Source organism: Micromonospora sp. SL1-18, assembly GCF_047921505.1.
In the GTDB taxonomy this organism is placed as follows: domain Bacteria; phylum Actinomycetota; class Actinomycetes; order Mycobacteriales; family Micromonosporaceae; genus Micromonospora.
Map to the genome: position 1 here is coordinate 98,918 of NZ_JBLROA010000013.1, position 12,484 is coordinate 111,401.

The window sequence follows — 12,484 nt, forward strand, 5'->3', positions numbered from 1 at the left end:
GTGCTCTCGGTTGTCGCTGTTCTGTGCACAGGGATCGTTGCCGTGCCGATGTCCTGGGCCGTCTGGAAGCAGGCGGAGGCAGATCGAGGCGAGGCGACGCCAGACGCGGCCGTAAACGTGTACGTGCTACAGATGAGCAGTGGGGAGGAGATCGGCCTGTCGCGGGTGCTGGCCGGCAGGCGTCATGACGATTTGCTGCGGCAGTGGCGTCAGTACCGCGGCGAGATGCAGCGCGGCGATGTTCCGTCGAAGCTGGAGACGGTCGGACCGATCGACGTCGAGCACCAGGGCGGCGATCGCGCGTCGGTGACGGCCCAGGTCCAGCCGACCTGGTGGAAGGAACAGATCAACCTCAGCGGCACAGCTCATCCATGGCGGTTCGAGACCCGGCGAGACGCCGGCGGCTGGCGGGTGTGGGCCGCTGACCTTCCGCCGTGGTGCGGTGTGCACGTTCGGCCTGATACCTGCCGTTGAGCGCTACCGGCTGGCGACCGGCCTACCTAGTGAGCCTGCCGACGGTTGGACTCCTGCCGGAGCGCCTCCGTGAGATCTCGCCAGGTGCCGGTCGAGGTCTTCATCATCCGGTCAACCATCGAGCGGGCAGAGGCTTCGTCCGGGAAGTCGTACGACACCTCCTGCCCTTCGTCACCACCGAGGCGGCCACGGACTCGCCAGAGCCGGCGGTCGGAGAGCAGCCAGATGTCCCGCCGGGCCATGCGACCCCATGACCCGTTCCACCAGCGCCCGCGTACCTCCACCGGCAGCAGCCTACTCGGACACACGTACGAGCCGACCGGCTGCCGGCGAAGTGGTTCAAAGTTTCTGTACGTCTTCAAGGCGGCCCTTGACGGGCCGCACGCGCCGCCGCCTGGGCGCGCGCCGGCCGCTGCCGCTGTCGCTCTGCGGCCGTCACGCCTGATGCCCGGCGGCTGGCGCGGAGAGCGGGAAGCCCGGAGGGCCGCCGCAGAACGACAGGAGCGTTGACGGGTGAGGGGTGGGCCGACAGCCGGCCGGGCCGCGCGGCCACGAGCCCGCGCGGCGTAGGGGAGGGCACGTCGGCCGCGTCGGCGAGCTGGCGGCGGTCGCGGGGTTGCGGTTAGAGCGCCTCCGGCGGGGGCGCTCCGGCTCCAGGATGGCCGGGGCTCCGTCGGCGGGTTACGGTCCGGGGGTGGTTGCGGTAGGCCATCCCGCCTGCCATCGACCCGGGCGAGCCGAGCAGACCACCGCCCGACCCGCCAGCGTCCGAACGTGCGTCAAGGCCCGGTTGACGTGGCGGGTCGGGCGGCGGCCCGCTCCCCGTGAGGGCGGGTCGACGGCATACGGGATGGCGCGACGGCGGACGGCAGCAAGATGAACTATTGTGAATGGCCTCTTGACGGCTATGGCAGCACATGGGAACCGAGCCCGCACCCTCCATCGCGGGTCTCATAGGACCCTTTCTGGCAAATTCGTATCAAGAGTGCACGTAGGTGTCAGGCGAAGCTTGGCCCCAGATCCAAGGTGATAGCGATTTGGCCTGCAACAGGGGTGGAACTTGTCTTTGAGTGCTAAGACCTCCGAGGTGCCATCGGACGGCGGCGTCAGCGAGCTTGACATTGATCCAGAAACGCTCTGGCAGGCGGCAGATAAGCTGCGTGGTTCGATCGATGCGGCCGAGTATAAGCACGTCGTTCTAGGCCTGATCTTTCTGAAGTACATTTCGGATGCGTTTGAAGCTCGTCGTGCGGTGCTGGCCGACGAGCTGAGATCTGACGGCATCACGGGCCAACAAGCCGAGACGCTGCTGGAAAATCGCGACGAATACACCGCTGAAGGCGTCTTCTGGGTGCCACGAGAGGCCCGCTGGAGCAGTATCCAAGAGCAGGGTAAGCAGCCCAACATCGCCCGGCTCATCGACGACGCGATGTACGCAATCGAGCGGGACAATCCAAAGCTCAAGGGCAAGCTGCCCAGAGACTATGCTCGTCGTGGCATCGCTGCCGAGCGTTTGGGGGGGCTGATTGACCAAGTCGCCTCCATCGCCATCGGCACTCGTCATGCACGCGCAAAGGATATCCTCGGCCGCGTCTACGAGTACTTTCTGGGCAAGTTCGCCGCTGCAGAGGGCAAGCTAGGGGGAGAATTCTTCACTCCCAGATCGGTTGTCCGCCTGTTGGTCGAAATGATTGAGCCATACGAGGGACGGGTCTACGACCCGTGCTGCGGGTCTGGCGGAATGTTTGTGCAGTCGGAGAAGTTCGTTGAGGCCCACGGCGGCAACAAACGCGACATCTCAATCTTCGGCCAGGAGTCCAACCCCACCACTTGGCGTTTGGCGCACATGAACCTGGCTATCCGAGGAATTGAGGCAAACCTGGGCGAGCAGCCTTCGGACAGCTTCGTCCGTGACCTCCACCAGGATCTTAAGGCTGACTATATTCTCGCCAATCCGCCATTCAACATTTCTGACTGGTCGGGCCATCTTGTTCGTAATGACGTTCGCTGGAAGTTCGGTACGCCGCCGCTTGGCAACGCAAACTACGCCTGGATCCAACACTTTATCCACCACCTCGCCCCGCCCGATGGCCGAGGCGGTGGCATTGCCGGCTTCGTCATGGCTAACGGCTCACTCTCATCTAACACAGGCGGCGAGGGCCAGATTCGGGCCAACATCATCGAAGCCGACCTAGTGGACTGCATCGTCGCGATGCCTCCGCAGCTATTCCTGACGACTGGAATTCCGGTTTGCCTCTGGTTCGTGACTCGAGACAAAACAGGAAAGAACTTGAAGAAGGGTGGCCGTGACCGGCGAGGTGAGACCCTCTTCATCGACGCGCGGGCAATGGGCACCATGGAAACACGCACATTGCGCGTGCTTTCAGGTGTCAACGGCTATCCGGCTACGCCGAACACTGACATCGGACGGATTGTCCGGGCCTACCACGCTTGGCGCGGCGAAGACGGCGCCGGCGAATACCAGGATGTCCCCGGCTTCTGCAGGTCGGCCAACCTGGAAGAGCTCCGGTCGAATGGCCATGTCCTGACGCCGGGGCGGTACGTCGGCTCCGCGGAAGCTGACGAGGACGACGAGCCCTTTGAAGCAAGGATGCGGCGGTTGACCTCGGAGTTAAACCAGCAGCTGGCAGAGGCGAACCAGCTTGATGCGCGAATCCGGTCTAGCTTGGAGGCCCTGGGCTATGGCGGGTGAGTGGATAGATACCACGCTCGGGGAAGTACTGACGTTGAAGCGTGGGTACGACTTGCCAACACCCAGTCGGCAGCCTGGGCCATACCCGGTCGTTTCTTCGTCCGGGGTTACGGGCAGCCATAGAGAGGCCAAGGTCAAGGGACCCGGCGTCGTGACCGGGCGGTATGGAACTCTGGGAGAAGTTCATTATCTTGTCGAGGACTTTTGGCCCCTCAATACCACCCTCTATGTAAAGGACTTCAAGGGAAGCGACCCGAGGTTTATCTCATACTTTCTACGTTCACTGGACTTCCTAGCTTACAGCGACAAGAGCAGTGTCCCGGGCCTCAACCGAAATCACCTGCATCTCGCGCGTATTCGCGTGCCGCTTGACATCCAAGAGCAGCGCGCTATTGCCAACTTCCTGGGCGCATTCGATGACAAGATTGAGTTGAATGCCCGAACGAATAGCACACTTGAGGCCATTGCGCAGGCCCTCTTCAATGCCTGGTTCGTGGACTTCGGCCCGGTCAAAGCAAAGGCGATAGACGCTGGCGGCTTTGGGGGCGTACCTTCAGACGTCTTCGAGAGTCTGCCTGCCGTCTTCAGCGAAAGCGAAATTGGACCAATTCCGGCGGGGTGGAAGGTCGCGGAGATTGGCGACATCGCGGCGCTATCCCGAGACTCACTCAATCCCGCAGGTCATCCTACCGAGGTATTTGAGCATTTTAGCATTCCGGCGTTTGACTCGGGACCGTCACCCGCCTCCGATCTCGGCGCATCGATCAAGAGCTCGAAGTATATTCTGCCGCCAAATTCCGTACTGGTCTCTAAGCTGAATCCGCGAATTGCGCGGACCTGGCTCCCGAGCCCGGCACAGCAAGGCAGAAGGCAGATCGCATCCACCGAGTTCCTTGTAACACTGCCTCGTCCGGGATGGTCGCGCTGGTACCTATACTGCCAATTCGCGAACGGGCGATTCCGGGAGGAGTTGCGCCAAAAGGTGACTGGGACCTCGAGCAGTCACCAGCGGGTAAGTCCGAAGGATTTTGAGAGAACGCTCATCGTGGCACCGCCCCAGGAGGTTCGGGACGCGTTTGTCCGGATAGTCGAACCGTTATTCCTGAGGGTCGCGAGTAATCGAGCCGAGTCGTCTCTACTGGCCGAGGCCCGAGATGCCATGCTTCCCAGGTTGCTTTCGGGGGCAATTAGGGCGCCCAGCGTCGAGGGTGGGCAGCACTAATGGATAGTGATCCCGGCAGCGTTCCCTTCCGCCTGATCGCCTGCCGTGAACTTCTTGATGCTCATTCTGAGTCGCTCCGTATCCGGGAGCAGGTGGAGGCACTCGAGAGTGCCATGCCTGACCGACCCGGCCAAGTCGTCTCGTTTTGTCGGACAATCATTGAGACGACTTGCAAAACTATACTCGTCGACCGCGGCGCTAGCATCGATAGCCAGTGGGAAGCGCCTAAGCTAATAAAGGAGTCCCTCAAATACCTGAAACTCGGCCACGATGAGGACGGTGTCGCAGATCCGAAGTTGCGCAGCGGCTTAGAATCACTCGTCCGAGGCCTTAATTCCATAACCCAGGGAATCGTAGAAATTCGGAATGCCCACGGGTCGGCAGCTCACGGCGCAGATGCGTATTCGCCGCTCCTTGACGCGCGTTATGCCGAAATTATGGCTCGGGCGACGGATGCCGTGATCGGCTTACTGTTTAGGACGCATCTCCAGTCCGCAGGCCGCGACCCGCTTTCGCGGTTTCGCTATAGTGACCATCCAGATTTCGACGAGTTTATTGATGGCGAGTACGGACCCTTTGAGGTATTGGACGTACCACTGATTGCCAGTGAAGCCCTGTTCCGAACGGACTTTCAGGCGTATCGCACTGCACTCGTCCAGTTTAGGCAGGACCAGGAACAAAACAACGTTGCTGCTGAACCTACCGAGGGCTCGTGATGAACGAAAGTGTCGTAGAACAGGCAGCACTTGGTTGGTTCGAGTGGCTAGGTTTCGACACCCAGACTGGGGCGAATATCTCACCTGGTGCCGAGACACCCTTGCGGGGGTCCTACGAGGACGTTGTCCTCGATAAACGGCTTCAGGCGGCGTTACGGAAGATCAACGCCGATCTTCCAGAAGATTCCATCGAGCAGGCAATGCGTGTGGTGTTGCGGCCGCCTGAGCCAACGCTGGCGCAGAATAACCGGTGGTTCCATCGTCTGATCATCGAAGGGGTGGACGTAGAGCACCGAACGGCGGACGGTGAAGTCCGGGGCGCCAAAGCATGGCTGGTTGACTTCGATAACCCGGACCGCAACGACCTAATGGTGGCCCATCAGTTCACCGTAAGAAACGGTAGCAAGACCCGTCGCGCGGACCTCGTCGTCTTTCTTAACGGCTTGCCAATTGCCGTCATAGAGCTCAAAGACCTTACTGATGAGCGGACGGACATTTGGAAGGCGTACCGGCAGCTCCAGGAGTATAAGGAAGACATCCCGCTACTGTTCGCCTACAACGAGATTATGGTTATCAGCGACGGCGAGTCCACGAGGGTGGGCTCCACAACTGCAGACTCGAACTGGTTTTCGCCTTGGCGAACAATCTCAGAACTGCACCAATCGAACCGTTCACACCTTGAGGTCCTAATCAAGGACCTATTTAAGCTGGGTTCGTTGCTGGACTATTTGCGCTATTGTGTGACCTTCGATGAAGACTCGCGTACTGGTGCGATTGTCAAGAAGCTAGCTGCCTATCATCAGTTCCGAGCTGTACGGCGAGCACGCCGATCGGTCAAGGCGGCGCTCAAGCCAACGGGGGACGGACGTGGCGGGGTCGTCTGGCACACACAGGGCTCCGGCAAGAGCCTGACAATGCTAATGCTTTCTGCTGCCTTGATCGGCGACCGGGAGTTGGGCAATCCGACCATTGTTGTCGTCACAGATCGAAACGACCTTGATGATCAGCTCTTCGGAACCTTCGCTGCGGGCCACGCACTTCTACGACAGCCACCCGAGAAGGCCGAAAGCCGGGAGGACCTTGCGGCAAAGCTGAACCGCGCTTCGGGCGGCGTAGTTTTCACCACCATCCAAAAGTTTCAAGAGAGGGGCGCCGAGGTAAGTAAGCGGCACAACATCGTCGTACTGGCGGATGAGGCGCACCGCAGCCAATACGGCTTTCTTGAGGGCGGCGCGCGCTGGATGCGGAACGCCATTCCAAACGCTACCTTCGTGGGTTTCACCGGCACACCCTTGGAGCGTGACGATCGGAGCACGCCAGCCATCTTCGGCGATTACAGCGATACATATGATATTCGGCAGGCGGTCGAAGACAACGCGACGGTTCCGATCTACTACGAAATGAGGCTCGTAAAACTCCTGCCCGACGAAGAGGGTATCGCTGACGCCGAGCGGCAGCTTCGCGCCGCAACAGATGCCGAAAGGCAGGGATACAGCCTCTCCGAGGATTTCGCGGTGCCGCTAGAGGAGTTGATCGGGGCTGCGGGGCGGCTGAGGATCGTGGCGAAGGAGATCGTCGAGCACTTTGAGAAGCGCCGCGAGGCGATCGAAGGCAAGGCAATGGTGGTGTGCATGAACCGCCGCATCTGCATGGACCTATATGACCAGATTGTCGCCCTTCGGCCTCAGTGGGACTCAGACGACGACAGTTCCGGTGTTGTAAAGGTGGTGATGACTGGTTCCTCGAGCGAGGGCGACAGGATTGCACGGCATGCCCGCTCGAAGGGGCGCCGAAGGTTCCTTGCTGATCGCTTCAAGAATCCAGATGACGATCTGCGGCTCGTGATTGTCTGCGATATGTGGCTGACGGGCTTCGATTGTCCGCCTATGCATACCATCTATCTAGACAAGCCTCTTGCCGGGCACAATCTAATGCAGGCCATTGCGCGGGTGAATCGGGTTTTCGGCGAGAAGCCGGGCGGCGTGGTCGTCGACTTCCTTGGGATCGCAGATCAACTCCGAGACGCGGTTCAGACCTATACACAAGCTGGCGGCAGCGGCGCTCCCGTCGCGAGTGTTCAAGACGCGGCTGTTCCTGTGATGGAGCGTCAGTACGAGGTGCTACGGGATTTCTTCGAGGGCTTGGACTACAACGGCTTTACCAATGGTGACGAGGCGGAGCAACTGCGGGCGGTCGCCGCCGGCGCAGATTGGGTGTTCGAGCAAAGGGACGGCAAGCGCCGGTTCATGGGGCTCGTTGCGGGCCTATCGAAGGCCTTTGCGCTCTCGGTTCCGCGAGAGGAGGCCGAGGCCATCCGAGACTCCCTTGCTTTCTTCCAGGCTGTGCGAGCGGCGATCCGCAAGCGCCTTTCGGACGAGGGTCCCCCGCCGGAAACGGATGCGCGGGCTGCAATCCGGCAAGTGATTGCAGGTGCCATTGTGTCGGATGGTGTGATCGACCTGTTTCGTGCTGCGGGGATTCGTCGGCCAGACGTTGGCATCCTATCCGAGGAATTTCTCGACAGTCTCGCGGCCATGCCGCAGCAGAACCTGGCTCTAGAAACCTTGCGCAAGCTGCTGAACGACCAGATTGCCGGGCGTGAGCGCGTCAATCTTGTGCAGTCGCGGACGTTTCGGGAGGCGCTCGAAGGAGTGCTGGTCCGCTATAACAATCGCGCCCTTACTACCGCGCAAGTCGTGCAGGAGCTGATTAGCTTGGCCCGTGCGGTACGTGAGGCAGTTAGTCGGGGCGAGGAGTCAGGGCTGACCGAAGAGGAGGTTGCCTTCTATGACGCCCTCGCCGATAATGAGTCGGCGCGTGAGGTTCTTCAGCAAGATGCGCTTAGGATGATCGCACGGGAGCTATCCGATCGCATTAAGGCGAAGGCATCACTGGATTGGACTGAACGTGAAACGGTAAGAGCTGATATGCGACGAACTGTTCGTCGGCTCCTTGCAAGATATGGCTATCCGCCCAACGCTCAAGAAGCTGCGACCCAACTTGTCATCCGTCAGGCAGAGCTGATGGCGAAGGCCGTAATGGTTGGCGACAAGGGCTAGTCGGTCCCCGAACTGCGGCAGTGTTGAGGGAATAGACGAGGTCGGGATCGTGCCGGTCCGGGTTGGCGTCAGACGGCCGCTCGTAGATTGCGATGGCGCGTCGGCCGCGTCCAGGGCCTTGTCGGGCTGGCCACGCGTCGACCACCAGACCCAGAGGCTGCCCAGAGAGCGGGCGAGGTCGCGACATGCCAAAATTTGCCGGTGACCCAAGAAGAGAAGCTCGTAGCACTGTTCGAGATCTCCGCCGACTCCAACGAGGACAATTGGAACTACGCGATCAGGGACACTGAGCTGGCCGTCCGTCGGGCGGCGATCGACGCCGGCTTCCACGAGGATGAACTGACGGTGGACATCAGCCATACGGGCGAAGTCACCGTCTCCACTACGAGTGGACGGCTCGTCGGCCGCGTCGTTGCCAAGGAGGGGCTTCCGTCCTGGACTGTACCCCGGCGAATCCTCTAGCGCGCCTCTCCGACAACGAGGACTTCGCCGGCGTGGATTCAGTAGGCAACCCGGCGCCCGGTTCGAGTTGGGGCATTGCGCGACCTAGACGAGACGTCTGGCAGCCCGGACCAGCGCGGACGAATATCGCCTCCGGGCCGGACCTCGTGGACACCAGCGGACGCTGCGATATTTGCCGAAATCGCCTTATAAGCTAGACATCACGGGGCGGTCCGGGGGTGCCGGTTGCGTGTCGGTTCCGCCGGCGAGCGCCAACGGCGGTCAAGGATGAGGTCGGGCTGGCCACCGGGCAGGGGGTTGGAGTGCAGCGCCGGCATGCTTGCCCGTGCATGTTCATGGTCACTGCGATCCAGGGGGCCGAGGATGTCCATGAAGACTCGTGGCGACACGGCGCCGCCAGCAGCAGTCTCGCACGGGAGTGTCGCAGGTCATGGAAGCGCTCCGACCGGCACACTCCCCACATGCCGTCGATCAATTGGGACACCGTCGCCACATCCGCCGTGACTGCGCTCCTGGTCACCCTTGCCGTCGAGTATATGGCGAAACCACGTCTCGAAGCCCGCAAAGAACGAATCCTCGGAGCGCTCCGCTCCCGGCGGGAACTGTCGGCGGCCATCACGAGTATTGCTTTGCCCGCCGCATTCCTCTCCATCGACATGCCGAAAGACGTCATGGGTGAGGTGAGGGAGAGCCTGCTCGCCGAGCGGAAACGCCAATACGAGCGGTTGCGCGACCAGGCGCAGGCGCTCGTTGACTCCATGGACCGGCATGCCGGCACCTTTCCCGGCCCATCGATGAAGCTGGTTATGTCGTACATCAGCACCGTGCAGGGGGTCATGCTGTCGACCCGTACCCGCCACGACAAGGCGCGCCTGATTCATGATCTGTCGAAACAGATTGCGATGATCCTCGACGGTCGGTGGTGGCAGACGCCGGCCCGGGTGCGCGCCGTGTGGGAGTTGGATCGGCTGGTGAAGCGCAGCCAGGATCAGGACGGTGATGAGGAGCCTGTGAGTGAACGGCGGGAGGCCGCTAAAGCTATCTGAGGAGCAGCTCGCCGCTGCTCACGGGTGCCCACCTGCGTGAGGGGCCTTCCCCCATCGGGGGTCGACCTGGGTCGGGAGCGGAACGGCTGTCGACAGCAACGCTGACAGCAACGGCGCCGGACGGCGGCACGCTGACGAAGGCTGGCATGGACGAGGCTCCGAGCGTGCGACCGTTCCCGGACGCGTGCGGACGCGACGCACAGAGCTTGTAAGCGAGAAGCCAGAGCAGGCCGGAGGCCCGCGGCTTCGGGCGGGTCAACGAGGACCAGGTCCAGGCCGTCGGAGGCCGATTGTGAGCGACCAACGACCACCACTGCTGACGACGTCTGCCCAGGTGGCAATGCGTGCTCGGCCCCATAGACCAGGTCGGCCGGGGCCTTCTTGACGGTAGTTGGTAAACCGCAGGCTTCACTTGCCTGTGCAACGGGACGGCTACAACCGTTGGCCACGGCCTCTTTGCTTGCGCAGCTTGCTGGGCTTCCTGAACTCCAGCACGTCGGCACTGCGATCCGGCTCCACGATCTTGTAGCCAAGGGCTTGGAGCGCGGCCATGGCGGTGTCGGGATCTCGGCGGATTGCTGCCTTGAGTTGCCGGCGGCGGAACTCAGCCCGGCTGTCGTCCAGAACCCGCTCCCATCCCGGCTTGGGCTCAAGGATGCCCTCGGCGATGAGTGATTCGAGGATGTCTTCAAGGGCTGGCCGGTACCGCTTCCCGCCGACCGGCAGATGCAGCTTACTCAAGCTGTCCGCCCTCTTGCCTGAGGCAATCAAGAGCTCATCCCACGCATCACCGCCTGCAAACACCTGCATGTGAGCGTCCGGGTAGTCAGCCTTGTCCCGCTCGTAGTCGTAGTGGAATAGCTCGACTGCCGGGTCGCCGGCCAAGACCACGTAGGCGGACTTGGAGACGGTCAGATAGCCGGCCGGATCGAGGAACAGCAGGCCCGAGATTCGCAACCAGCACGCACAATCCCCCACTGTCCGCATCCTGATGTTCTGCACGGCAGTGCCTGGCCACAAGCCAGTACCGAAGGACACGGTGCCGTCGAACGGCCTCTCAACTATGCCGATGTAGGCGTCGTCACAGACGGTGGTGTTAAGTAGACGGATCAGGTCCTTCGCGAACCCCTCAGCAACAGAACGCGGTGTGTCCTGTCCACTCACCCGATCATCATCCAGAGGGACAGGGCGTCAGTCGACTGAAAGTCGCGCTCACGGGCCTGCCTCTCAAGCTCCTCACGGGTGATGCCAAGCTTGTCCAGCTCACGTTGAACGAAGGTGTCCCACTCGGATCTGCTGGGCCTCCAAGCCCGTACTTCGTCGTTGGTCGCCACTGCTGCTGTGGTTGGGGACATCTTCTCCGCCTTCCAGGGTGAGGGGTGTTGCCTGGTTGACGCTTTCAACGCTACGGGAAGGGTCTGACATCACGCCTTGTCCGCAACTGACCGCATCGCCTCACCTGCGATGAGTAACGACCCAGCCAGTCTCGACGTTACCGCAAGCCTCGGCGTCGTCAACCGCGGAACGGTCACAACCTCGCAGAAGTACCGAGGTGGCACACAGCGCCGGGGCAGCGAGCACGTGGCTCCCCCCGATACGCCCCCGAACTTTGAGCGACAGTCGGCACTGCTGGGACGCAGTGGGACCGAACAAGATCGGCCCCCGACCGCATTCCTGCTGGTCAGGGGCCGTTCTCGCACCTGGTGGCGGGTAGAGGATTCGAACCTCTGTAGCTTTCGCGACGGATTTACAGTCCGCTCCCATTGGCCGCTCGGGCAACCCGCCAGGGCGTTGCCACCACGCTTGTGCGCGGCAGCGGTAGCAAGAATAGCGGTTGCCCCGGGGGCTGGCGCAACCGGGTACCGTCAGGGGGTCCCACCGCTGGTCAGTGGGGGACGGAACAGGACAGACCGCCGGACAGCAGGAGCATGAGCATGGCAGCGAACCCGTCGTTCGACATCGTGAGCAAGGTCGACCGTCAGGAGGTCGACAACGCCGTCCGCCAGGCGGAGAAGGAGCTCGCGACGCGGTTCGACTTCCGCGGCACCGGCGCGGAGATCTCCTGGTCGGGCGAGGAGGCGATCAGCCTGCAGGCGGAGACCGAGGAGCGCGTCCGGGCCGCCTTGGACGTCTTCAAGGAGAAGCTGGTCAAGCGGAACATCTCGCTCAAGTCGCTGGACGCCGGCGACGCGCGCCCGTCGGGCAAGGTCTTCAAGATCGACGCCAAGGTGATCCAGGGCATCGACTCGGACAAGGCCAAGGCGATCAGCAAGAAGATCCGCGAGGACGGCCCGAAGGGCGTCCAGGCTCAGATCCAGGGCGACCAGCTGCGGGTCACCGGCAAGAAGAAGGACGATCTCCAGGCCGTCATCGCACTTTTGAAGGGCGAGGAGTTCGGCGTCGCCCTCCAGTTCACCAACTACAGGTAAGGAGAACCTGGCCGGCCTGGCGAGGAGGCCGATCACGCTTCGTTACCTGGGCAGATGTCGTCGCCAATGGTCGTCGGTGGTCGCTCGCGATCGGCCTCCGACGGCCTGGTGACGGCCAGCTCCGGCCGCGTCGACCCGGCGGGAGCTGACACCCCGCCCCCTCTGAGCCCTCATATGCAGGTTTCCGGCGCTTCCGGGCTCCGCCGCAGCCGTCACCTCGGGCGACCGTCCGCCGAGCCGGGCCGGCGGCTGCTTCAGCCGGGCCTGCTGCCCTCGGCGCCAATCTGGGGCAACTAGGCCGCATCAGCGTCCTCTGCAATTCTGTAGACCTGATAGGCAATAACTCCCGTTATTGCGGCGAAC

At 62.1% G+C, this 12,484-nt stretch carries 10 protein-coding genes and 1 tRNA gene; 8 read left to right on the forward strand and 3 right to left on the reverse strand.

The annotated features are described in order from the left end of the window. The first annotated feature begins 42 nt into the window (after positions 1-42). Complete coding sequence (locus ACNAW0_RS09080; RefSeq protein WP_416287280.1) at positions 43-474, forward strand: hypothetical protein; 432 nt, start codon at positions 43-45, stop codon at positions 472-474. A 26-nt stretch (positions 475-500) separates the two neighbouring features. Here the strand turns inward: ACNAW0_RS09080 and ACNAW0_RS09085 are convergent, their stop codons facing one another. Then, the gene (locus ACNAW0_RS09085) at positions 501-758 is read right to left on the reverse strand and encodes a hypothetical protein (protein ID WP_416287281.1); all 258 of its coding nucleotides are present in this window, start codon (positions 756-758) and stop codon (positions 501-503) included. A 782-nt stretch (positions 759-1,540) separates the two neighbouring features. Here ACNAW0_RS09085 and ACNAW0_RS09090 point away from each other — a divergent pair. The 6 genes from ACNAW0_RS09090 to ACNAW0_RS09115 all read left to right on the forward strand — a co-directional run bounded on the left by ACNAW0_RS09090 (position 1,541) and on the right by ACNAW0_RS09115 (position 9,692). Next, on the forward strand, positions 1,541-3,187 hold the full coding sequence (locus ACNAW0_RS09090; RefSeq protein ID WP_416287282.1) for an N-6 DNA methylase: 1,647 nt from the start codon (positions 1,541-1,543) through the stop codon (positions 3,185-3,187). Continuing rightward, complete coding sequence (locus tag ACNAW0_RS09095; RefSeq protein ID WP_416287283.1) at positions 3,177-4,409, forward strand: restriction endonuclease subunit S; 1,233 nt, start codon at positions 3,177-3,179, stop codon at positions 4,407-4,409. Before ACNAW0_RS09090 ends, ACNAW0_RS09095 begins: the two co-directional genes overlap by 11 nt. Continuing rightward, the gene (locus tag ACNAW0_RS09100) at positions 4,409-5,125 is read left to right on the forward strand and encodes an abortive infection family protein (RefSeq protein ID WP_416287284.1); all 717 of its coding nucleotides are present in this window, start codon (positions 4,409-4,411) and stop codon (positions 5,123-5,125) included. The genes ACNAW0_RS09095 and ACNAW0_RS09100 overlap by 1 nt, the downstream gene beginning before the upstream one ends. Beyond that, positions 5,125-8,184, forward strand: coding sequence for a type I restriction endonuclease subunit R (locus tag ACNAW0_RS09105; RefSeq protein WP_416287306.1), 3,060 nt, complete (start codon positions 5,125-5,127; stop codon positions 8,182-8,184). The genes ACNAW0_RS09100 and ACNAW0_RS09105 overlap by 1 nt, the downstream gene beginning before the upstream one ends. 201 nt (positions 8,185-8,385) lie before the next feature. Continuing rightward, positions 8,386-8,646 carry a hypothetical protein gene (locus ACNAW0_RS09110; RefSeq protein WP_416287285.1) on the forward strand — a complete coding sequence of 87 codons (261 nt, stop codon included), beginning with the start codon at positions 8,386-8,388 and terminating at the stop codon, positions 8,644-8,646. Positions 8,647-9,107: 461 nt separating this feature from the next. Then, positions 9,108-9,692 (forward strand): hypothetical protein, encoded by a 585-nt coding sequence (locus ACNAW0_RS09115; protein WP_416287286.1) that lies wholly within the window; start codon positions 9,108-9,110, stop codon positions 9,690-9,692. Positions 9,693-10,124: 432 nt separating this feature from the next. Here the strand turns inward: ACNAW0_RS09115 and ACNAW0_RS09120 are convergent, their stop codons facing one another. Together ACNAW0_RS09120 and ACNAW0_RS09125 are read right to left on the reverse strand one after the other, a co-directional pair. After that, a complete protein-coding gene (locus ACNAW0_RS09120) occupies positions 10,125-10,856 on the reverse strand; it encodes a hypothetical protein (protein WP_416287287.1) in 732 nt (243 codons plus the stop codon). 537 nt (positions 10,857-11,393) lie between these two features. Next, a tRNA-Tyr gene (locus ACNAW0_RS09125) sits at positions 11,394-11,477 on the reverse strand. Positions 11,478-11,626: 149 nt separating this feature from the next. On the opposite strand from ACNAW0_RS09125, the gene ACNAW0_RS09130 reads away from it, so the two are divergent. Continuing rightward, positions 11,627-12,121 carry a YajQ family cyclic di-GMP-binding protein gene (locus tag ACNAW0_RS09130; protein ID WP_416287288.1) on the forward strand — a complete coding sequence of 165 codons (495 nt, stop codon included), beginning with the start codon at positions 11,627-11,629 and terminating at the stop codon, positions 12,119-12,121. The last annotated feature ends 363 nt before the right edge of the window (positions 12,122-12,484 follow it).